The organism is Serratia sp. EC4 (genome assembly GCF_059652115.1).
The window spans coordinates 42140-63949 of sequence record NZ_JBNIDE010000008.1 but is presented as its reverse complement, the minus strand read 5'-3'; the positions used below and the strand labels follow the sequence as shown (position 1 = coordinate 63949).

Below are 21810 nucleotides of genomic sequence, written 5' to 3'. Positions count from 1 at the left end.
CCTGCGCCAGGCGCCGCCCGATACGGCGGCACCCGGGCTAACAGGAGCAATGCGGTATGTATGACTTAGTAATCAGAGGCGCCAGACTGGCGGACGATACGCTGATCGATCTGGCGGTGAAAGACGGCAAAATAGCCTCGGTGGGGCGGTTGGCGGCGGACGTCAGCGCCGTTCGCCAGCTGGATTTGGCGGGCAACTGCCGCCTGAGCGCCGGTTGGATCGACGCGCACGTGCATTGCTATCCCGAATCGCCGATTTACCATGACGAGCCGGATCGGGTCGGCGTCGCCAGCGGCGTCACCAGCGTGGTCGATGCCGGCAGCACCGGCGCCGACGATATCGACGCCTTTTATCAGCTGACGCGCAGCGCCAAAACCAACGTTTTCGCCTTCCTCAATATCTCGCGCATCGGCCTGCTGCGGCAGAACGAGCTGGCGGAGATGACGGACATCGACAAGCGCGAGGCCGGCCAGGCCATCGCCAACCACCCCGGCTTTGTCATCGGCATCAAGGCGCGCATGAGCAGCAGCGTGGTGGGGAAAAACGGCACTCGCCCGCTGGTATTGGCCAAAGAGATCCAGCAGGAAAACCGCCAGTTGCCGCTGATGGTGCATATCGGCAATAACCCGCCGGATCTGGACGAGATCGCCGATCTGCTGACCCGCGGCGACATCATCACCCACTGCTACAACGGCAAACCGAACCGCATTCTGACGCCGGCGGGCACGCTGCGCGAGTCTATCCAGCGCGCGCTGCGGCGCGGCGTATTGCTCGACGTAGGGCACGGCACCGCCAGCTTCAGCTTCGAGGTGGCGCGCCAGGCGATCAAGCTGGGCATTTTGCCGCACACCATCAGCTCCGATATTTACTGCCGCAACCGCATGAACGGGCCGGTGCACAGCCTGGCGACGGTGATGTCCAAGTTCTTCAGCGTCGGCCTGACGCTGCCGCAGTTGATCGCCTGCGTGACGGAGAACGCCGCGTCGGCGCTGCAGCTGAGCGGCAAAGGGCGGCTGGAGCCGGGCTATGACGCCGATTTCACGCTGTTTGAACTGCGCCGCGAACCGCAGGTGTTCGCCGACGCCGAAGGGCAAACCGCCGAGGGCGAACGGCTGCTGGTGCCGCTGGCTGCGGTGGTGGCCGGGGAAATCCTATTAACCGAACAAGGGGAGGCAAGCCATGTCTTCGATTTATGAAAAATACGGTTTGAAGCAGGTGATCAACACCTCCGGCCGCATGACCATTCTCGGCGTTTCTACGCCGCGCCAGGACGTGATCGACGCCGTTGATTACGGCCTGAACCACTATTTCGAAATCAAGGATCTGGTCAACAAGACCGGCGCCTACATCGCCGATCTGCTCAACGTGGAGGATGCGGTGATCGTCTCCTGCGCCTCGGCGGGCATCGCCCAGTCGGTGGCGGCGGTGATCGTTAAAGATAACGCCAATCTGCTGGTGAACCTGCACTCGGCGCCGGTGACCGTGCCGCGCGAGATCGTGCTGCCGCGCGGTCACAACGTCAACTTCGGTGCGCCGGTGGACACCATGGTGGCGCTGGGCGGCGGCAAGGTGGTGGAGGCGGGGTACGCCAATGAATGTTCGCCGGAGCAGATTGAAGCCTGCATCACGCCGCAGACCGCGGCGATCCTGTACGTCAAATCGCACCACTGCGTGCAGAAAAGCATTCTGTCCGTCGAACAGGCGGCGGTGGTGGCGCGCAAACATAACCTGCCGCTGATCGTCGACGCTGCGGCGGAAGAAGATCTGATGTGTTACTACCAGATGGGGGCCGATCTGGTGATTTACAGCGGCGCCAAAGCCATCGAGGGGCCGACCAGCGGTCTCGTGATCGGCAAGAAACAGTTCGTCGAGTGGGTGAAGTTGCAATCCGGCGGCATCGGCCGGGCGATGAAGGTCGGCAAAGAGGGCATCCTCGGCCTGACGCAGGCGATTGAAAGCTATCTGACGCTTGAAAAAACCACCGGGCAACAGATGGTGGAGCGGATGACGCCATTCCTCGACAGCCTCAACACCCTGACCGGCGTCAGCGCCAAGACCGTCTGGGACAGCGCCGGCCGCGATATCGCTCGCGCCGAGATCACCTTTGATGAGGCGGTGCTGGGGCGGTCGACCTATGACATCGTCCAGGCGCTGAAAACCGGCGACATCGCCATCTACTTCCGCGGCTATAAGGCCAACGAGGGCAAGATTGAGGTCGACGTGCGCAGCGTCGACGAGCAACAGCTGATGACCGTCTTTACCTGTATCAAAAACCTGTTTACGGAGAAACAAGCATGAAGCTGCAGCCTAACTACTATCGCGACCGCGTCTGCCTGAACGTGCTGGCCGGCTCCAAAGCCAACGCGCAGGACATCTACGCCGCGGCGGAAGGCCATGTGCTGGTGGGCGTGCTCTCCAAGAACTACCCGGATGTCGATAGCGCGGTGACCGACATGCTGCGCTATGCGCGCCTGATTGAAAACGCGCTCTCGGTCGGCCTGGGCGCCGGCGATCCGAAGCAGTCGGCGATGGTCAGCCTGATCGCTCAGCAGGTGCAGCCGCAGCACGTTAACCAGGTGTTTACCGGCGTCGGCGCCAGCCGCGCGCTGCTGGGCCAGAACGACAGCGTGGTCAACGGCCTGGTGTCGCCGACCGGCCGCGTCGGTTGGGTGAAGATCTCTACCGGCCCATTGAGCGCCGCGGCGCCGGACGGCATCGTGCCGGTGGAAACCGCCATCGCCCTGCTGAAAGACATGGGCGGCAGCTCCATCAAGTATTTCCCGATGGGCGGCCTGAAGTGCAAGGACGAATACCAGTACGTCGCCAAGGCCTGCGCCGAGCATGACTTCATGCTGGAGCCGACCGGCGGCATCGATCTGGAGAACTTTGAGCCGATCGTCGAGATCGCGTTGGCGGCCGGCGTGAAACGCGTGATCCCGCATATCTACAGCTCGATCATCGACGCCGCCAGCGGCGACACGCGCCCGCAGGACGTGAAAACCCTGCTGGCGATGACCAAAACGCTGGTGGGCTGAACGCGTAATGGGATGAGGTAAACGCTGGGAGGCGAAGGTTTTCCCGTGGCGCGGCATGCCGCGCCGCCGTTACCTATAGCCTATAGCTTTCAAGTTGCAGCTAAGGAGCCCCAGGAGCTTACTTAAGTAAGTGACTGGGGTGAAAAATCTGCCGGGAGCAGATTTAAACGCTGCTTGCAGCGGCCCCGAAAGGGTGAGGCCCATGGATGGGCCGAGTAACTGCGCAGCCAACAACGCTGCGGCTTGAAAGATGACGGATATATACTGAGGATTACTATGCGAAACTGGCAGGTTCCAACCCGACGCTCCGCGTTGTTCCTGGCGCTGCTGGCCGTGACCGGCCCGGCGCTGCATGCTGAGGATGCAATGAACTCCACGTCATCTCATTTTGCCTATATCGGCACCTACAATCCCAACGGCGAAGGCGTTTACCGGGTGCAGGTCGATCCGGCCAGCGGCGCGCTGAGCCACGCCACGCTGGTCAGCAATGTGCCGAATCCGGCCCAGCTGACGTTGAGCGCTGACGGCAAGACGCTGTATGTCGCCAGCGAAGTGGCCGATTTCAACGGCGGCAAGCACGGCGGCATCACCGCCTACCGGATCAATCCGGCCGATGGCGCACTGACTCAGCTCAATCAGGTGGATTCGCAGGGGGCAGGGCCGGTGTATCTCTCCCCGACGCCGGACGGCCGCCATCTGCTGGTGGCGAACTACGTCAGCGGCAGCGTGGCGGCTTTCCCGATTGAAGCGGATGGCAGCCTGGGCGCCGCCAGCTCGGTGCAGCAACAGCAGGGGCCGGCGGGTGCGGCCAAACCGGCGGCGGCGGTGAACGGCAGCTTCGCCATCAGCGATCACAACGGCCCGCATGCCCATATGATCGCCAGCGATCCGAGCGGCAAGTTCGTGTTCTCCACGGATCTGGGGTTGGATCGCATCTACCAATGGCGCTTTGACGCCGCGAGCGGCCGCCTGACGCCGAACGATCCGCCGTGGATCGCCGCCTCTTCCGCCGGCGCCGGCCCGCGTCATTTTGTGTTCCACCCGGACGGCGACACCGTGCTGCTGGTGAACGAAGAAGCCTCGACGTTGACCAGCTACCGTTTTGATCGCCAAAAAGGTACTCTGAAACAACTGCATGCGGTTTCCGCGCTGCCCGCCGACTATCAGGGCACCAGCTTCGCCTCGGGGCTGGCGCTCAGCAAAAACGGCGGCACGCTGTACGTCGCCAACCGACTGCATAACAGCATTGCCCAGTTCAGCGTGGGCGCCGGCGGCGAGTTGAAACCGGTGGCGGAAACCTGGACCCGCGGCGATTATCCGCGTTCGCTGGCGCTGAGCCCGGATGGCCGCTATCTGTATGCGCTGAACCAGCGCAGCGATAACGTCACCCGCTTCAGCGTCAACCCGACGGACGGCAAACTCAGCTTTGTGGGCGGCTATCTGCCGATCGGCAGCCCCTCGCAAATGGCGTTTCTGCCGCCGGCGAAGTAACCCGTGGCCCGCCCGGTTCGCCGGGTGGGCTACCTGATTGACGGACACAGAATGGTGCGATTTCCTTACCCGCGTTTGGCTTACTTGTTCGATGCTTTGCAAACCGAGACTTTGCCGCAGGATGAGCTGGCGAAGCGTTTCGCCGTGTCCACCCGCACGGTGCGGGCGGATATCACCGCGCTGAACGAGATCCTGGATAAATATGGCGCGCGCTTCGTGCATAGCCGCGGGGCCGGCTATCGCCTGCAGGTCGATAACGCCGCGCTGTTCAGCGCCCTGCAGCATCAGGAACGCCGCAAACAGGCCACCCCGCGCAGCGCGCAGGAGCGGGTGCATTATCTGCTGGTGCGTTTTTTGACCTCAGCCTTCTCTCTCAAACTGGAAGATCTGGCCGACGAATGGTTCGTCAGCCGCGGCACGCTGCAAAACGACATGGCTGAGGTGAGAGAGCGTCTGGCGCATTATCAATTGACGATCGAAACCAAACCGCGTTACGGCATGAAGCTGTTCGGCGCGGAGATGGCGATCCGCGCCTGCCTGACCGATCTGCTGTTCCAGCTGCAGCTGGCCGACGCCGAGAACCCGTTGCTCAACAACGAGATCCTGTTGCAGCCGCAGGTGGCGGCGTTCGCCGGATTGCTGCACCCGCTGTTGTCGCAATACGCCATTCGCCTGACCGACGAGGGCGAGCAGTATCTGATCTTCTACTGCGCGGTGGCCCTGCGGCGCATCAACGACGGTTATCCGCTGCCGGACTTCGAGGTGGAGGACGGCGACGAGGCGGTGCGCCAGGTGTCGACCCGTCTGGCGGCGGAGCTGCGCGCGGCCTCCGGCAAAGAGATCTCGATGGCCGAAGAGGCCTATCTGCGGGTCAACATCGCCGCACGCCGCGTGCAGGACGTGCAACCGACCGAGATCAACGCCGACGATGAAGAAGCGTTGGTGGACTACATCCTGTCCTACATCAACGCACACTATAACTACAATCTGCAGGGCGACGAGCAGCTGCGGGCCGATCTGCTCACCCATATCAAGACCATGATTACGCGGGTGAAATACCAGATCAACATCCCCAATCCGCTGCTGGCCAACATCAAGCAGCACTATCCGATGGCTTACGACGTGACGCTGGCGGCGGTCTCCAGCTGGGGCAAATACACCCCCTATACCCTGAGTGAAAACGAGATCGGCTATCTGGTGTTGCACATCGGCGTGGGGCTGGAGCGGCATTACAACATCGGTTATGAACGCCACCCGCAGGTGATGCTGGTGTGCGATACCGGCAACTCGACGGTGCGCATGATCCAGGCGCAGATTGCGCGCAAGTATCCGCAACTGGTGATGACGCGCATCGTCTCGCTGCGCGATTATGAGATGCTTGCGCACATCGACGAAGACTTCGTGATTTCCAACGCCCGCATCGGCGAAAAGAACAAGCCGGTGGTGGTGATGTCGCCGTTCCCGACCGATTATCAGCTGGAGCAACTGGGCAAATTGGTGCTGGTGGATCGCACCAAACCGTACATGCTGGAGAAGTTCTTCGACGCCGAGCATTTCATGGTGCTCGACGAACCGCTGACGCAGGCGGAGCTGTTCAGCCGGGTATGCGGCCAGCTGGAGCGAGAAGGGTACGTCGGCGCGGACTTTTATCCGTCGGTGGTCGAACGCGAGGCGATCGTCTCCACGCTGCTGGGCGAGGGCATCGCGCTGCCGCATTCGCTGGGGCTGCTGGCGAAGAAGACCGTGGTGGTGACGCTGCTGGCGCCGCAGGGCGTCGCCTGGGGGGAAGGTGAGGTTGCGCACGTGATTTTCCTGCTGGCGATCAGCAAGAGCGATTATGAAGAGGCGATGGCGATCTACGAGCTGTTCGTCACCTTCGTGCGTGAACGTTCAATGAGCCGCCTGCTGGGCAGCGACAGCTTCGACAGCTTCAAAGCGGTGGCGCTGGACTGCCTGAGCCGGAGTTGAGGGCTAATCCGCTTCCGGCAGGAACAGGGCCGGGGGCAGATTGAAACGCTTGGCCAGCGCCATAATGTGCGGAATGGTCAGCGATCTTTTACCGTTCAGGATTTGGTTAACCAACGACTTTTTACCGATCTCATGTTCAAAATCACTTTGGCTGAGTTGGTGCTGTTCCATAAGGACGCGAAGCGCGGCTACCCCCTGTGGTAACTGGGCGATACGCTGGTTGAATGCGGTAAATTCGGCGCTGTTGTCTTCATATTCGGCGATCTTTTTTGCCAGCATGTCAATCAGCGGATGGTGTTCGTCGTTTTCCAGCAGGTATTCCACCAATTCAAGCGCTTCCCGGTAGTCTTGCTGAGCGCGGCTGCCCTGCAACAAGGGCACGGCGCGCAGTAGCGCATCGGCCGCCTTAATGGCATCTGTAATCATGATGAACTCCTTCGATAGTGCTGCATCAGCTTGTCGTATTCGGCGTGGCTAACGATATGCTTTATGAAGACTTTCTGTGTCTCGAAGCTGGCAAAGAACAAGATCCGCATGTGGTTGCCGCCGACGTCAATGACCCACCATTTCTCTTTGTATTTCATACGATCGAGCGAAGGAAAAAGCGCTTTTAACTCGTCCGGCGTGCGGAACTCGCCCCGTCGCAATGCTTTATAAATGGCCTCGAGAGCAGTGGCTTCATTGGGATATTGCTTCGTTGCGTTATTGAACGGTTCCCTGGAAATGATATGCATCGTTCCTTCGATTCCTACCCGGTGAACATTATAGCGACTGCCGGTGAAGTTCACAAATTGTAAACTTTTCGTTGTCCCGTAAGCAAAGCGTGGGGAAACACCCGCCTGTTGTCTGTTTTTGCGTTACACACTATTGCGATTATCGTGGTGGGGGTAAATCCATGACGTGAATTTACAGGCGGTTACGGCTGATTCTGGAAGCGGATTCGCAAAGTGAGAAACGGGAGGGCTACGTTATGGGAGGGGCGGAGGCAACACATGCGCCGAGGCGACGCATGGGGAGAGTCTCAACGACTAATCTTCATCAAACCCGGAGTTGAACAGCTCGACCACCGCCGCCAGCGCGTTGACTTCGTCGGGGCCGGTCGCTTCGACTTCGATATGCCGGCCCTGGGCGGAGTCCAGCATCAGCAGCGCGATGACGCTGCTGGCTTCGGCCTCGGTGCCGCTTTCGTTGCGCAGCATCACTTCCGCATCGAAGCTTTGCACCAGTTCGAACAGCTTCATCGCCGGGCGCGCGTGCATGCCCAGTTTGTTTTTGATTTCAACCGTCTGTTTGACCGTCATTGTTTACGCTTTTCCAGCGTGCGGTGGCGCGACTGCACGTTCTTGCCGCGCGAGCGGAAGTAATCGGCCAGCTGTTCCGCCACATACACCGAGCGGTGCTTGCCGCCGGTACAGCCGATGGCGACCGTCAGGTAGCTGCGGTTGTTGGTTTCCAGCATCGGCAGCCATTGCTCCAGGTAGCTGCGGGTCTGGTAGATGAAGTTGTGCACTTCGGTATGGCGATCGAGGAACGACGCTACCGGCTTGTCCAGACCGGTCATCGGCCGCAGCTTCGGATCCCAGTGCGGGTTCGGCAGGAAGCGCACGTCGAACACGTAGTCGGCGTCGATCGGGATGCCGTGTTTGAAACCGAAGGATTCGAACACCATGGTCAGTTCGCGCTCGCGCTTGCCCAGCAGGCGGGTGCGCAGCATTTCGGCCAGTTCGTGCACCGACATTTCCGAGGTGTCGATAATCAGGTCGGCCCGCGAGCGCAGCGGTTCGAGCAGATCGCTTTCTTCGTCGATCGCGCTTTCCAGCGACAGGTTTTTGCTGGAGAGCGGATGCAGGCGGCGGGTGTCGCTGTAACGGCGGATCAGCGTGTTGCGATCGGCGTCGAGGAACAGCAGCTGCGGTGAGAAGCTGTCCGGCAGCTGAGTCATCGCGTATTCGAACACTTCCGGCGATTCCGGCATGTTGCGCACGTCGATGCTGACCGCCGCGGAGATATTGCGTTCCGCCAGCGTATTGGCGAGCTGCGGCAGCAGGACCACCGGCAGGTTGTCAACGCAGTAAAAACCCATGTCTTCCAGCGCCCGCAAGGCGACGGATTTTCCGGAACCGGAACGGCCGCTGACAATCATCAGCACCATGTGGCAACTCCCCTGGCATCGCGGCGGCGTTCATCGCCACCGGTGGAAACTTTGTTATTCCGGCCGCAGCCGGATCCATCATCGTGAAACAGTAACGTTATCCGGGCTGGAAGTCACGCCGGCCGGGCATCACTCGGTGATGATTTGGTAAAGTTCTTCGTCGCTTTGCGCGGCGCGCAGGCGGCGACATACGGTTTTGTCGGCCAGGCGTTTGGCGACCAGCGACAGCGTATGCAAATGGGTTTTGCACTGATCGGCAGGCACCAATAGCGCGAACAGCAGGTCGACCGGCTGGTTGTCGATAGCGTCGAAAGCGATGGGTTGGTCGAGACGGATAAACACGCCAACGGCCCGCAGTGTGTCCTCTTCCAGTTTGCCGTGGGGAATGGCGATACCGTTGCCGATACCGGTGCTGCCCATGCGCTCCCGGGTGAGAACCGCGTCAAACACCACCTGCGAAGGCAGATTGAGCTGTTTGGCGGCCAGTTCGCTGATAATTTCCAAAGCCCGCTTCTTGCTGGTGCAGTGTACCGAGCTTTTGGTGCACTCGATGTTTAACACCGAGCTTAATTGCATATATTCGTTGTTCATCTCATCTTCACTTAAAACCGCGCCGCCGGGCGAACCCGGCAAGGCGGTTTTTCGTCGGTTTTAACCCTGATTACCGTTCGGCGCGTCACCCATGCGGGTCACGCGCCGAAGGGTGAGGCGGCGACGGATGCCGCCTCATGGAATGGGTTAGGGTGTCAGTGTTGCTTCAATTTGTCTTTATGTTTGTTCAATTGACGTGCCAATTTGTCGATCAGCGTATCAATTGCGGCATACATATTCTCGTCTTCCGAGGTGGCGTGCAACTCGCCTCCATTCACGTGCACCGTTGCTTCCGCAATTTGCTGCACTTTTTCCACACTTAATACAACATACACCTGATTGATGCGATCAAAATACTGTTCGAGTTTGGCGAACTTGCTGTTCACGAACTCGCGCAACGGATCGGTGATTTCGATGTGGTGTCCGGTAATGTTGAGCTGCATAGTGTCTTCCTTCTCAATAGAGGTCAAACCAACTGTTTACGCTGGTTCGACGGCGGGATGGACAAAGACTCTCGGTACTTGGCGACGGTGCGCCGCGCCACGATGATCCCCTGATCGGCGAGCAGGGTGGCCAGCTTGCTGTCGCTGAGTGGTTTGGCGGGGTTTTCCGCCGCAATCAATTTCTTCACCAATGCGCGGATCGCCGTCGAGGAGGCTTCGCCGCCGCTGTCGGTATTCACGTGGCTGGAGAAGAAATATTTCAATTCGAAAATGCCGCGCGGGCTGTGCAGAAACTTCTGCGTGGTGACGCGCGAGATCGTCGATTCATGCATTTCCACGGCCTGGGCGATATCCGCCAGCACCATGGGTTTCATAAATTCTTCGCCTTGCTCGAAGAACGCCTGCTGCTGATCGACGATGCAGCGGGTGACCTTCAGCAGCGTCTCGTTACGGCTCTCCAGGCTTTTAATCAGCCACTTGGCTTCCTGCAGGTTGCTGCGGATGAACTGGCCGTCGGCTTCGCTGCGGGCGCTGTTGCCCAGCGCTGCGTATTGCTGATTGATCTTCAAACGCGGCACGCTGTCGCCGTTGAGCTCGACCGTCCATTTGTTCTGCGTCTTGCGCACCAGCACGTCCGGGATCACGTATTCCGATTCGCCGGTATTGATCGACTGCCCCGGGCGCGGATCGAGCGACTGAATCAGCAGCATCGCTTCTTTCAGTGTATCTTCTTTTAGCCGGGTTGATCGCATCAGGCTGCGAAAGTCATGGTTGGCCAGCAGATCCAGATGGTCGCTGATGATCAGCCGCGCTTCGGCCAGGTAAGGGGTGTCTTTGGCGTATTGGGAGAGCTGCACCAGCAGGCAATCGCGCAGATCGCGCGCGGCGACGCCGATCGGATCGAAACGCTGCACGCGCTTCAACACCGCCTCGACTTCATCGAGGGTCACGTTTTCGTCGCCCAGGCTTTCCAGAATGTCTTCCAGCGGCACGGTGAGATAGCCGGTGTCGTCCACCGCGTCGACGATGGAGGTGGCGATGGCGGCGTCGGTATCGGAAAACGGCGTCAGATCCACCTGCCACATCAGGTAATCCTGCAGCGTTTGGGTGGTCTCGCCCTGATAGACCGGCAGCTCGTCGTCGCTGTAGTCGGTGCCGGTGCCGGACGGCGTGCCGGCGGTGTAGATCTCATCCCAGGTGGCGTCCAGCGGCAGCTCTTCCGGCATGTCTTTCTGTTCCAGCGCCTCGCGGGTATCGAGCCCCTCGGTCTCCTGGGTTTCTTTGGCGTCGATTTCGTCGTGCAGATCGGTCTGTTCAAGCAGCGGATTGCTCTCCAGCGCCAGCTGGATCTCTTGTTGAAGCTCAAGCGTGGACAACTGCAGCAGGCGGATCGCCTGCTGGAGCTGAGGAGTCATGGCCAGCTGTTGACTGAGCCTGAGTTGCAAACCTTGCTTCATAGTTTTCTGTCTACTTCCGTTAACGGTGTCGCCCCGCAGGGCGCGCCGGCGTTTAGAGGCGGAACTCTTCGCCCAGATAAACGCGTTTAACCTGCTCGTCGGCCAGAATAGCATCCGGCGTGCCGTGGGCAATCAGTTTGCCCTGGCTGACGATGTAGGCGCGTTCACACACGTCCAGCGTCTCGCGCACGTTGTGGTCGGTGATCAGCACGCCCAGGCCGCTGTCACGCAGGTGCTCGATGATTTTTTTGATGTCGATAACGGAAATCGGATCCACCCCGGCGAAGGGTTCGTCCAGCAGAATGAATTTCGGGTTGGCCGCCAGCGCGCGGGCGATTTCGACGCGGCGGCGTTCACCGCCGGACAGCGCCTGGCCGAGGCTGTCGCGCAGATGGGAGATATGGAACTCTTCCATCAGCTCTTTGGCGCGGTCTTCGCGCTGTTCGCTGGTGAGGTCGGGGCGAATCTCCAGCACCGCCATCAGGTTGTCGTACACGCTCAGGCGGCGGAAGATCGACGCTTCCTGCGGCAGGTAACCAATGCCGCGGCGCGCGCGGGCGTGCAGCGGCAGCAGGCTGATGTCTTCTTCGTCGATCACGATGCGCCCGGCGTCGCGCGGCACGATGCCGACCACCATGTAGAAGGTGGTGGTTTTACCGGCGCCGTTCGGGCCGAGCAGGCCGACGATCTCGCCGGATTTCACTTTCAGGCTGACGTCTTCGACAACTTTACGGCCCTTGTAGGCTTTCGCCAGGTTTTCTGCGATGAGTGTTGCCATAAGTGATTAGTTACTCTTTTTTTGCTCGTTTTTGTCTTGCAACTGCGACGGTACCAGAACCGTTGTCACGCGTTTGCCTTTATCGCTAAACGCCTGCATTTGCTGCTGTTGCACCAGATAGGTGATGCGATCGCCTTTCACGTTGCTGTCGAGCTGCTCCAGATAGGCGTTGCCCGTCAGGGTCACCAGCTGGGTCGCCACGTCGTAACGCACTTTCTGCGCGTGGCCTTTGACCGGCTTGCCGCTGTCCTGCATCTGGTAGAAGGTTACCGGGTTGCCGAACGCTTCAATATAGGTCTTATTCTGATCTCCGCCCGGGCGGGTGACGACCACCTTGTCGGCGCGAATATCGATGGTGCCCTGTTTGATCACCACGTTGTCGGTGAAGGTGCTGACGTTGCTTTGCATGTCCAACGACTGCTTGAGCGAGTCGATGCTGACCGGCTGGCTGGAGTCGGATTTCAGCGCCAGAGCGGGGGCGCTGGCGGCCAAAACTAAGCTGCCGAGCAACAGGTTACGGAGTTGTTTTTTGGTTCTGAATTTCATAGTTGGTCTTAACCTTATCAATCAGCTCAGCGGTTTTGGTCCGCAGGTTCCCACGCATTTTCATGCCGTTAGAGGTAAAATTGGTCCCGTAAAGCGTGACTTCGTCATCGGAGGTGACGTCTTGGGTGACCAGGTTTACCTGAGCGTTGTCCGTCTTAATTTTTTCCAGCTGCGAGGTGGTGGTCAGGCTGTTCACCTCGACGTGACCATACAGATACAGCATTCGGTCTTTAGTCAGTTTGGCGCGATCGGCGCGAACTGACCAGGTGGCCACCGCATTCTCATCGAACAGCGTCATCACCGGCTGGGTGAACCAGCTCAGCTCGCCGGCGGTGTAATACTTCGCGTCTTCCGCCACCAGTTTGTAATTCAGCTTGCCGGCCGGGTTGTACACCACGGTGACCGTGTGCTGGCTCTGGTAGGTCGGATCCTGATCGTTGACCGGGCCAGGGGCCGTGTCGTCGCTGAAGTCCGTCATGTTCCAGCCGATCAGCGCCAGAACGATCACCGTCAACAGGATGGTGATCCACAGTTTGGTTTTACTCATATCGACAGCCCTTTGGCGTCCTCCAGCTTATTTTGAGCCAAAAGAATGATGTCGCACAGTTCGCGCACCGCGCCGCGGCCGCCGGCAATGCGGGTGACGTAGTGGGCGCGCGGCGTCAGCAGCGGGTGGGCGTCCGCCACCGCGACCGCCAGGCCGACCTGCGCCATCACCGGCCAGTCGATCAGGTCATCGCCGATATAGGCGACCTGATCCGCCGTTAACGACAGTTTATCCAACAGTTCGCGGAAGGCCAAAAGCTTATCGGATTGCCCCTGATACAGATGGGTGATGCCGAGCGTCTGCGCGCGATCTTCCAGCAGCTTGGCGGAGCGACCGGTGATGATCGCCACCTCGATGTCCGAGGTTTTCAAGCAGCGGATGCCGTAACCGTCGCGCACGTTGAACGCCTTCAGTTCTTCACCGTTGTTGCCCATGAAGATCAGGCCGTCCGACAGCACGCCGTCAACGTCGCAAATCAACAGGCGGATGTTCCCGGCACGCGCCATAACCTCTTGTTCTACCGGCCCGTAGCAGGTTTCTACCATACCCATTCCGTTCTATTCCTTAATTAAACGACGCCGGCGCGCAGCATGTCATGCATATGTACCACACCCAGCAACTGGTCGCCATCGGCAACCAGCAGCGCGGTGATGTGGCGTTGTTGCATCAGGTTCAATGCATCGACCGCCAGGAGGTTGGGGCGCACCCGCACGCCGCCCGGCGTCATGACATCGGCGATCTTCGCCTCGTGCAGGTTGATGCCCATGTCGAACACCCGGCGCAGGTCGCCATCGGTAAAGATGCCGGCGATTTTCATCAAATCGTCGCAGATCACCGTCAGGCCCAGATTTTTGCGGGTAATTTCCAGCAACGCGTCGCGCAACGAGGCGTCGGCGCTGACGTGGGGTATTTCATCGCCGCTGTGCATGATATCGCTAACCCGCAGCAGCAGTTTGCGGCCGAGTGCGCCGCCCGGATGCGACAGCGCGAAATCTTCCGGCGTGAAACCGCGCGCTTTGAGCAGCGCGACGGCCAGCGCATCGCCCATCACCAGCGTGGCGGTGGTGCTGGTGGTCGGCGCCAGCCCCAGCGGGCACGCTTCCTGCGGCACCTTGATGCACAGGTGGATATCCGCCGCTTTACCCATCGCGCTTTCCGGATTGTTGGTCATACAGATGAGGGTGATCTGTTGGCGTTTCAACACCGGGATCAGCGCCAGGATCTCGCTGGACTCGCCGGAGTTGGAGATGGCGAGCACGATGTCCTGCGGGGTGACCATGCCCAAATCGCCATGGCTGGCCTCCGCCGGATGAACGAAGAATGAGGGCGTGCCGGTGCTGGCGAAGGTCGCGGCGATCTTGCAGCCGATATGGCCGGATTTGCCCATGCCCATCACCACCACTTTGCCGCCGCAGGCGGCGATGGTTTCGCAGGCGCGGGTGAAGTCTGCGTTGATGTAGCGATCGAGCTGGGCCAGCCCTTCACGCTCTATCTGAAGCACTTCCTTACCGGCCTGTTGAAAATCGAAGCCCGGTTGCAACTCAATGTTCGACATACTCATTCCCGTCGGTTTAGCCGAAAGTACTGAAAGGGTTAAAGAACAGCACCGCAAGATACGCAATAAAGCCGCATAATAACAGCGCGCCCGCCAGGTGGCCGATGCGATGTTTGCGGCCGATGCACAGCACGCTCAGCAGCACGCTGGCCGCCAGCATCACCCAGTAATCGCGCTGGAAGGCGGCGGTGTCTACGCTGCCCGGCGACAGCAGGGCGGGTACGCCCAGCACGATCACCGTGTTGAAAATATTGGAGCCGATGATATTACCAATCGCCATATCATCCTCGCCCTTCAGCGCCCCGGCGATGGAGGTGGCCAGTTCGGGCAGGCTGGTGCCGATGGCGATAATGGTCAAACCGACCACCAGTTCGCTCAGGCCGAAATAGTGCGCGATCACCGTCGCGTTATCGACCACCATTCTGGAAGAGAGCGGCAGAATGATAAACGCCAGCACCAGCCACAGCACCGCCACGGTATTGCTGCTGTCCTGCGGCAGCTCGGCGATCTGCTCCATAGTCAGGCTGTCGCTGCCCTCGCGCTGCGCCAGCCGGGCGATTTTCAGCATCAGCAGGATGAAGCCGGCGGCGGCGGCCAGCAGCAGCACGCCGTCCAGCCTGCTCAGGGTGCCGTCCATCAACACGAAACCGCATAATACTGTGACCGCTAACATCAGCGGCAGTTCGCGCCGCAGTATCTCAGAGCGCGCGGCCAGCGGGTGAATCAACGCCGCCACGCCCAGGATCAATAAAATGTTGGTGATGTTGGAACCTACTACGTTGCCAACGGCCATATCTATCTGCCCGTTCAGCGCGGCGGTGGTGGACACGATCAGCTCCGGCAGCGAAGTGCCGATGCCGACGATGGTCATGCCGATGATCAACGGCGGTACGCCGAGCGAGCGGGAAATCACGGCAGCACCATAAACTAAGCGGTCTGCACCGTACACCAGTAGAAATAAACCAACGATTAATAATGCTATCGCGAGAAACATGCAGGGTCCTTTGTCGGGTATTATCCCGGTTCGTTGGTTAAAGCCGTCAATGCGGCGGTATTGCTTGCCCTCCGTTGCGCGCGTTTGAGCCGCAGCAACGGTTTTCCCCGGCTAATAGTTGAACAGTTTCGTTTTTTTTCGTTATGGCGCCAATTTTGACCGGGTGGCGCGGAAAAGTAAAACCAATGGCACCATTGGTTGCGAAATGGCAGTAAGTTTTTGTAAAGATGAGACGGATTGCGCCCATTGCTTTAACATCACGGGTAGATTCAGCAAAAGATGAGTCGTAAAGGGTCCATTAACATGCTCCAAAAGGCAGATAATTTGGTCGAAGTGCGCGACATGAGCTTCTCGCGCGGCGACCGACGGATATTTGAAGACATCAACCTGACGGTGCCTCGCGGTAAGGTCACGGCGATCATGGGGCCATCGGGCATCGGCAAAACCACGCTGCTGCGCCTGATAGGCGGCCAGCTGGCGCCGGACAGCGGGGAGATTTGGTTCGACGGCGACAACATTCCCGCGTTGTCCCGCCGTCAGTTATACGACGCGCGCAAAAAAATGAGCATGCTGTTCCAGTCTGGCGCGCTGTTTACCGATTTGACCGTATTCGAAAACGTGGCCTACCCGCTGCGCGAGCACAGCAACCTGCCGGAGCCTTTGTTGCGCAGCACGGTGCTGATGAAGCTGGAAGCGGTGGGGCTGCGCGGCGCGGCTCAGCTGATGCCCAACGAGCTTTCCGGCGGCATGGCGCGCCGGGCGGCGTTGGCGCGCGCGATCGCGCTGGACCCGGAAATGATCATGTTCGACGAACCTTTCGTTGGCCAGGATCCGATCACCATGGGAGTGCTGGTCAAGCTGATCGATGAGCTTAACCATGCGCTGGGCATTACCTGCATCGTGGTGTCGCACGACGTGCCGGAGGTGCTGAGCATCGCCGACTACGCCTACATCGTGGCCGACCACCGGGTGATCGCCGAAGGCACCACGCAGCAATTGCAGAACAATCCTGATGCGCGCGTGCGCCAGTTCCTGGATGGTATAGCGGATGGGCCGGTGCCGTTCCGCTATCCGGCCGGGGATTATCAGACCGAACTGCTAGGCTTAGGGAGTAAATAAGCTCATGTTATTAAGAGCGTTAGCGTCGTTGGGGCGCAGTGGCATCAACACCAGCGCCAGCTTCGGCCGCGCCGGGTTGATGCTGTTCAACGCGTTGATTGGCCGGCCGGAACCCGGCAAGCAGTGGCCGCTGCTGTTGAAACAGCTCTACAGCGTCGGCGTGCAGTCGCTGCTGATCATCATGGTCTCCGGGCTGTTTATCGGCATGGTGCTGGGCCTGCAGGGCTATATCGTGCTCACCACCTACAGCGCCGAGGCCAGCCTCGGCATGATGGTGGCGCTGTCGCTGCTGCGCGAACTGGGGCCGGTGGTCACGGCGCTGCTGTTCGCCGGCCGCGCCGGTTCCGCGCTCACGGCGGAAATCGGCCTGATGAAGGCGACGGAGCAGATCTCCAGCCTGGAAATGATGGCGGTCGATCCGCTGCGGCGCATCGTGGCGCCGCGCTTCTGGGCCGGGCTGATCAGCATGCCGCTATTGACCATCATTTTCGTGGCGATCGGCATTTGGGGCGGCTCGGTGGTCGGCGTGGACTGGAAAGGCATCGACAGCGGCTTCTTCTGGTCGGCGATGCAGGGCGCCGTGGAGTGGAAAAAAGATCTGCTCAACTGCCTGATCAAAAGCGTGGTATTCGCCATTACCGTAACCTGGATTGCCATTTTCAATGGGTACGACGCCGTGCCTACCTCTGAAGGGATTAGCCGGGCGACGACGCGTACCGTGGTGCATTCGTCACTGGCGGTGTTGGGATTGGATTTCGTGCTGACCGCACTGATGTTTGGGAATTGATTCGATGCAAACGAAGAAGAGTGAAATCTGGGTTGGGGCATTTATGCTGATCGCGCTGTGCGCCATCGTGTTTATCTGCCTGCAGGTGGCGAACCTTAAATCGATCGGCAGCGAGCCGACCTACCGCATTTACGCGACGTTCGACAACATCGGCGGCCTGAAACCGCGTTCGCCGGTGAAGATTGGCGGCGTGGTGATCGGCCGCGTGGCGGACATCGAACTCGATTCGAAAACCTACACGCCGCGCGTGGCGCTGGATATCCAGAAAAAGTACGACCAAATCCCGGATACCAGCTCGCTGGCGATCCGCACCTCCGGCCTGCTGGGCGAGCAATATCTGGCGCTTAACGTGGGCTTCGAAGATCCTGATATGGGCACTACCATCCTGAAAGATGGCGGCACCATTCAGGACACCAAATCAGCCATGGTTCTGGAAGACCTGATCGGCCAGTTCCTGTATAAAAGCGGCGGTCAGGACAGCGCCAAATCGGGAGACGCGGCCGCTGAGCCGGCTGCCGGCGCCGCACCGCAACCCGCTGTTCCAAATCATTAAGAGAGGATACCTGCATGTTTAAACGTTTACTGATGGTGGCTCTGCTGGTGGTTGCACCGCTGGCGAGCGCAGCCGACCAAACCAATCCTTACAGCATGATGCAAGAAGCGGCGCAGAAGACTTTCAGCCGTTTGAAGAACGAACAGCCGAAGATCAAGCAGGACCCGAACTACCTGCGTGCCATCGTGCATCAGGAACTGATGCCGTTCGTTCAGGTGAAATACGCCGGTGCGCTGGTGCTGGGGCGTTACTACAAAGAGGCAACGCCTGCGCAGCGCGAAGCTTACTTCACCGCCTTCCAGGCTTACCTGGAGCAGGCTTACGGCCAGGCGCTGGCGATGTATCACGGCCAGACTTACCAGATCGCGCCTGAACAGCCGCTGGGCAATGCCGACATCGTGGCTATTCGCGTCACCATCATCGACAACGGTGGCCGTCCGCCGGTGCGTCTGGATTTCCAATGGCGCAAGAATAGCAAAACCGGCTACTGGCAGGCGTATGACATGATCGCCGAAGGCGTCAGCATGATTACCACCAAGCAAAATGAGTGGGCGTCTACGCTGCGCACTCAGGGCATCGACGGCCTGACCAAACAGCTGCAGGCCGCCGCCGCGCAGCCTATCACGCTGGACAAGAAAAACTGATGTCGGCAGCGCTCAGCTTCGAATCAGAGCAGCAGACGCTGATCCTGCGCGGTGAACTGGATCGGGAAACGCTGCAGCCGCTGTGGCGGCAGCGCGACGCGCTGATGGCGGATAAAACCGCGATCGACGTGGCGCAACTGCAGCGCGTGGACTCCGCCGGGCTGGCGCTGTTGCTGCATCTGCAGGAAGAGCTGCGCCAGCGCGGCGTAGCGCTGAAAATTTTCGGCGCCACCGAGCGCCTGAAAACGCTGATCGCGCTCTACAACCTGCAGGCGATAATGCCTGTCGATACCGCCGGTTAGCGGCGTTTTACGCCGCTCTTGCGTGGCAAAACGATACAAAGCCCCTGTTATGCAGGGGCTTTTTCTTTAGTTTAAGAAAACATCGTATTCCACTAAGATACTAGGCTGTTTATGATCCTTTAGCGGCAGAACTGGATACTATGGAAACCAACGAGATTAAAGACGTGCTGATGCAGGCATTGGCACTGGATGAAGTACATGTGACGGGCGACGGTAGCCATTTTCAGGCGATTGTGGTCGGTGAACTGTTCGCCGGCATGAGCCGCGTCAAAAAACAGCAGACGGTTTACGCACCGCTGATGGAATACATTGCGGACAACCGCATTCATGCCTTGTCTATTAAGGCGTACACCCCTGAAGAGTGGCAGCGAGACCGCAAACTCAACGGATTTTAAGGCTGTTTGCCCTGCCGGGCGGGCAGCTTCAGATTAGATAACAGAGAGTAGTCAGATGGATAAATTTCGTGTGCAGGGTCGGACCCGCCTGAGCGGTGAAGTGTCTATTTCCGGGGCCAAAAACGCCGCCCTGCCGATCCTGTTCGCCGCCCTGTTGGCGGAAGAGCCGGTCGAGCTGCAGAATGTCCCCAAGCTGAAGGACATCGACACCACCATTAAACTACTCAACCAGTTGGGTACCAAGATTGAGCGCAACGGTTCGGTCTTCGTGGACGCCAGCGGCGTGAACGAGTTTTGCGCCCCTTACGATCTGGTGAAAACCATGCGCGCCTCCATTTGGGCGCTGGGGCCGCTGGTGGCGCGTTTCGGCCGTGGCCAGGTTTCCCTGCCGGGCGGCTGCGCGATTGGCGCGCGTCCGGTCGATCTGCACATCACCGGCCTGGAGCAGTTGGGCGCCGAGATCAAGCTGGAAGAAGGCTACGTCAAGGCGTCCGTCGAGGGCCGTCTGAAGGGCGCGCACATCGTCATGGACAAGGTGAGCGTGGGCGCGACCGTGACCATCATGAGCGCTGCGACCCTGGCGACCGGCACCACCGTTATCGAAAACGCCGCGCGTGAGCCGGAAATTGTCGATACCGCCAACTTCCTCAACACGCTGGGCGCGAAGATCAGCGGCGCTGGCAGTGACAAGATCACCATCGAGGGCGTCGAACGTCTGGGCGGCGGCGTGTACCGCGTGCTGCCTGACCGCATCGAGACCGGCACCTTCCTGATCGCCGCCGCGGTTTCCGGCGGCAAAGTGATGTGCCGCAACACCCGTCCGGACACGCTGGATGCGGTGCTGGCCAAGCTGCGCGAAGCCGGTGCCGATATCGAAGTGGGCGAAGACTGGATCAGCCTGGACATGCACGGCAAACGCCCGAAAGCGGTCACCGTGCGCACCGCGCCGCACCCGGGCTTCCCGACCGACATGCAGGCCCAGTTCAGCCTGCTGAACCTGGTGGCGGAAGGCACTGGCGTTATCACCGAAACCATCTTCGAAAATCGCTTCATGCACGTGCCGGAATTGATCCGCATGGGCGCGCACGCGGAGATCGAGAGCAACACCGTGATCTGCCATGGCGTTGAACAGCTGTCCGGTGCTCAAGTGATGGCGACCGATCTGCGCGCTTCCGCCAGCCTGGTGATCGCCGGCTGCATCGCCGACGGCGTGACCGTCGTCGATCGCATCTATCACATCGATCGCGGCTATGAGCGTATTGAAGACAAGCTGCGCGCGCTGGGTGCGAACATCGAACGCGTGAAAGGCGAGTAAGTCATTAGCGCCGGCGCGGCTGCGTCGGCAGGATGAATAGCAAAGGGCCGGCTATCAATGCCGGCCCTTTTTTAATTGCTGTCTTCCGGGAATTCACCCACCGTCATTTTCAACGTAATGCGTTTGCCGTCGCGCAGCACGATAACCGGTATCTCGGTGCCCGGTCTGATCTCCGCCACCTGATCCATGGTCTCCAGCACGGACACCGCCGGTTTGTTATCCACGTTGATGATGATGTCGTTGATCTGGAAGCCGGCGTTGTTCGCCGGGCCGTTCGGCGTAATCTCGGTCACGATGATGCCCTGCAGGCGATCGATGCCGGAATTGGACGAGCGCAGCGGAATGATCTCCTTGCCCTGAATACCGAAATAGCCGCGGATAACGCGGCCGTCGCGGATCAGCTTGTCCATGATCTTGGTGGCCAGTTCGATCGGGATCGCAAAGCCCAGCCCTTCCGGCGTTTCGCCGTCGGTGATTTTGTCATAGGTCAGGGTGTTGATACCGATCAGCTCACCCAGCGAGTTGACCAGCGCGCCGCCGGAATTGCCGCGGTTGATTGAGGCGTCGGTCTGCAGGAACGTCTGCCGGCCGGTGGTGCTCATACTGATGCGCCCGGTGGCGCTGAGGATGCCCTGAGTGACGGTCTGCCCCAGGTTATACGGGTTGCCGATCGCCAGCACCACATCGCCGACGTGGGCAACGCGGTTTTTGTTGGTCGGGATCACCGGCAGGTTGCCGGGATCGATCTTCAGCACCGCCAAATCGGTCAGGCCGTCGGATCCCACCAGCAGCGCTTCGTAACGGCGGCCATCCTGCAACACCACGGTGATCTGCTGTGCGTCTTTGATCACGTGGCGGTTGGTGATGATATAGCCGCGTTCGTTCATGATCACGCCGGAACCGAGCGACAGCACGTTGGCGGCGCCGTTCAGGTTGCGGTTGTAGATGTTCACCACGGCAGGCGCGGCGCGGCGCACCGCCTTGTTGTAGCTCACCGGCGTTTCGTCGCTGGTATTCTCGGTTTTCTCTGCAAACAGACCGTTGGAAGAACGCAGCATGGGCAGAGCGGCCAACAGCAGGCCGGCAACGATGAGACCGATAACGACAGAACGCAAGAGCTTAGCAAACATGGAGTTTT

General features: G+C 59.8%; 26 protein-coding genes. 12 read left to right on the top strand and 14 right to left on the bottom strand.

The window, feature by feature from the left end:
• Positions 1-56 precede the first annotated feature (56 nt).
• The 5 genes from ACP39K_RS19435 (at position 57) to ACP39K_RS19415 (ending at position 6494) form a co-directional block, all read left to right on the top strand.
• Positions 57-1196 (top strand): amidohydrolase/deacetylase family metallohydrolase, encoded by a 1140-nt coding sequence (locus tag ACP39K_RS19435; RefSeq protein ID WP_033639300.1) that lies wholly within the window; start codon positions 57-59, stop codon positions 1194-1196.
• Positions 1180-2298: a DgaE family pyridoxal phosphate-dependent ammonia lyase gene (locus ACP39K_RS19430; RefSeq protein WP_212562735.1), complete on the top strand. Its 1119-nt coding sequence runs from the start codon at positions 1180-1182 to the stop codon at positions 2296-2298. The genes ACP39K_RS19435 and ACP39K_RS19430 overlap by 17 nt, the downstream gene beginning before the upstream one ends.
• A complete protein-coding gene (dagF, locus tag ACP39K_RS19425) occupies positions 2295-3035 on the top strand; it encodes a 2-dehydro-3-deoxy-phosphogluconate aldolase (RefSeq protein ID WP_016930215.1) in 741 nt (246 codons plus the stop codon). The genes ACP39K_RS19430 and dagF overlap by 4 nt, the downstream gene beginning before the upstream one ends.
• 276 nt (positions 3036-3311) lie before the next feature.
• Positions 3312-4526, top strand: a complete 1215-nt coding sequence (locus tag ACP39K_RS19420) for a beta-propeller fold lactonase family protein (RefSeq protein ID WP_197829459.1) — start codon at positions 3312-3314, stop codon at positions 4524-4526.
• Between the two features lie 51 nt (positions 4527-4577).
• Entirely contained in the window at positions 4578-6494 is a 1917-nt protein-coding gene (locus tag ACP39K_RS19415) for a BglG family transcription antiterminator (protein ID WP_115116433.1), read from the top strand.
• Positions 6495-6497: 3 nt separating this feature from the next.
• Here ACP39K_RS19415 and ACP39K_RS19410 read toward each other — a convergent pair whose 3' ends face one another.
• The 13 genes from ACP39K_RS19410 to ACP39K_RS19350 form a co-directional block, all read right to left on the bottom strand.
• The gene (locus ACP39K_RS19410) at positions 6498-6920 is read right to left on the bottom strand and encodes a helix-turn-helix domain-containing protein (RefSeq protein ID WP_015379178.1); all 423 of its coding nucleotides are present in this window, start codon (positions 6918-6920) and stop codon (positions 6498-6500) included.
• On the bottom strand, positions 6917-7228 hold the full coding sequence (locus ACP39K_RS19405; RefSeq protein ID WP_497008789.1) for a type II toxin-antitoxin system HigB family toxin: 312 nt from the start codon (positions 7226-7228) through the stop codon (positions 6917-6919). The genes ACP39K_RS19410 and ACP39K_RS19405 overlap by 4 nt, the downstream gene beginning before the upstream one ends.
• 294 nt (positions 7229-7522) lie before the next feature.
• Complete coding sequence (gene npr / locus ACP39K_RS19400) at positions 7523-7795, bottom strand: PTS phosphocarrier protein NPr (RefSeq protein ID WP_004937034.1); 273 nt, start codon at positions 7793-7795, stop codon at positions 7523-7525.
• Entirely contained in the window at positions 7792-8646 is an 855-nt protein-coding gene (rapZ, locus tag ACP39K_RS19395) for an RNase adapter RapZ (protein ID WP_015379177.1), read from the bottom strand. Before rapZ ends, npr begins: the two co-directional genes overlap by 4 nt.
• A gap of 129 nt (positions 8647-8775) precedes the next feature.
• Positions 8776-9237, bottom strand: a complete 462-nt coding sequence (gene ptsN, locus ACP39K_RS19390) for a PTS IIA-like nitrogen regulatory protein PtsN (protein ID WP_016930212.1) — start codon at positions 9235-9237, stop codon at positions 8776-8778.
• 155 nt (positions 9238-9392) lie between these two features.
• Entirely contained in the window at positions 9393-9680 is a 288-nt protein-coding gene (gene hpf / locus ACP39K_RS19385) for a ribosome hibernation promoting factor (RefSeq protein WP_497008770.1), read from the bottom strand.
• A 23-nt stretch (positions 9681-9703) separates the two neighbouring features.
• Positions 9704-11137, bottom strand: a complete 1434-nt coding sequence (rpoN, locus tag ACP39K_RS19380; RefSeq protein WP_016930211.1) for an RNA polymerase factor sigma-54 — start codon at positions 11135-11137, stop codon at positions 9704-9706.
• Positions 11138-11189: 52 nt separating this feature from the next.
• Positions 11190-11915, bottom strand: coding sequence for an LPS export ABC transporter ATP-binding protein (gene lptB / locus ACP39K_RS19375; RefSeq protein WP_004937040.1), 726 nt, complete (start codon positions 11913-11915; stop codon positions 11190-11192).
• A 6-nt stretch (positions 11916-11921) separates the two neighbouring features.
• Positions 11922-12461, bottom strand: coding sequence for a lipopolysaccharide ABC transporter substrate-binding protein LptA (gene lptA, locus ACP39K_RS19370; protein WP_028127535.1), 540 nt, complete (start codon positions 12459-12461; stop codon positions 11922-11924).
• On the bottom strand, positions 12430-13008 hold the full coding sequence (lptC, locus tag ACP39K_RS19365; protein WP_016930209.1) for an LPS export ABC transporter periplasmic protein LptC: 579 nt from the start codon (positions 13006-13008) through the stop codon (positions 12430-12432). Before lptC ends, lptA begins: the two co-directional genes overlap by 32 nt.
• Positions 13005-13559, bottom strand: a complete 555-nt coding sequence (gene kdsC / locus ACP39K_RS19360; RefSeq protein WP_021505108.1) for a 3-deoxy-manno-octulosonate-8-phosphatase KdsC — start codon at positions 13557-13559, stop codon at positions 13005-13007. The genes lptC and kdsC overlap by 4 nt, the downstream gene beginning before the upstream one ends.
• Before the next feature lie 17 nt (positions 13560-13576).
• Positions 13577-14563 carry an arabinose-5-phosphate isomerase KdsD gene (gene kdsD, locus ACP39K_RS19355; RefSeq protein WP_016930207.1) on the bottom strand — a complete coding sequence of 329 codons (987 nt, stop codon included), beginning with the start codon at positions 14561-14563 and terminating at the stop codon, positions 13577-13579.
• 16 nt (positions 14564-14579) lie between these two features.
• A complete protein-coding gene (locus ACP39K_RS19350) occupies positions 14580-15557 on the bottom strand; it encodes a calcium/sodium antiporter (protein ID WP_028127534.1) in 978 nt (325 codons plus the stop codon).
• A gap of 303 nt (positions 15558-15860) precedes the next feature.
• Between ACP39K_RS19350 and mlaF the strand changes: the two genes are divergently transcribed.
• The 7 genes from mlaF to murA all read left to right on the top strand — a co-directional run bounded on the left by mlaF (position 15861) and on the right by murA (position 20672).
• Complete coding sequence (mlaF, locus tag ACP39K_RS19345; protein WP_028127533.1) at positions 15861-16676, top strand: phospholipid ABC transporter ATP-binding protein MlaF; 816 nt, start codon at positions 15861-15863, stop codon at positions 16674-16676.
• Between the two features lie 4 nt (positions 16677-16680).
• Complete coding sequence (gene mlaE / locus ACP39K_RS19340) at positions 16681-17463, top strand: lipid asymmetry maintenance ABC transporter permease subunit MlaE (RefSeq protein WP_004937059.1); 783 nt, start codon at positions 16681-16683, stop codon at positions 17461-17463.
• Positions 17464-17467: 4 nt separating this feature from the next.
• Positions 17468-18016 (top strand): outer membrane lipid asymmetry maintenance protein MlaD, encoded by a 549-nt coding sequence (mlaD, locus tag ACP39K_RS19335; protein WP_004937061.1) that lies wholly within the window; start codon positions 17468-17470, stop codon positions 18014-18016.
• A gap of 14 nt (positions 18017-18030) precedes the next feature.
• Entirely contained in the window at positions 18031-18660 is a 630-nt protein-coding gene (mlaC, locus tag ACP39K_RS19330) for a phospholipid-binding protein MlaC (RefSeq protein ID WP_004937063.1), read from the top strand.
• On the top strand, positions 18660-18962 hold the full coding sequence (gene mlaB / locus ACP39K_RS19325; protein WP_497008769.1) for a lipid asymmetry maintenance protein MlaB: 303 nt from the start codon (positions 18660-18662) through the stop codon (positions 18960-18962). Before mlaC ends, mlaB begins: the two co-directional genes overlap by 1 nt.
• Positions 18963-19102: 140 nt before the next feature.
• Positions 19103-19357: a BolA family iron metabolism protein IbaG gene (gene ibaG / locus ACP39K_RS19320; RefSeq protein WP_004937066.1), complete on the top strand. Its 255-nt coding sequence runs from the start codon at positions 19103-19105 to the stop codon at positions 19355-19357.
• A gap of 55 nt (positions 19358-19412) precedes the next feature.
• Positions 19413-20672, top strand: coding sequence for a UDP-N-acetylglucosamine 1-carboxyvinyltransferase (murA, locus tag ACP39K_RS19315; protein WP_004937068.1), 1260 nt, complete (start codon positions 19413-19415; stop codon positions 20670-20672).
• A 71-nt stretch (positions 20673-20743) separates the two neighbouring features.
• Here the strand turns inward: murA and degS are convergent, their stop codons facing one another.
• Positions 20744-21802 carry an outer membrane-stress sensor serine endopeptidase DegS gene (gene degS / locus ACP39K_RS19310; protein ID WP_049299901.1) on the bottom strand — a complete coding sequence of 353 codons (1059 nt, stop codon included), beginning with the start codon at positions 21800-21802 and terminating at the stop codon, positions 20744-20746.
• Positions 21803-21810 lie beyond the last annotated feature (8 nt).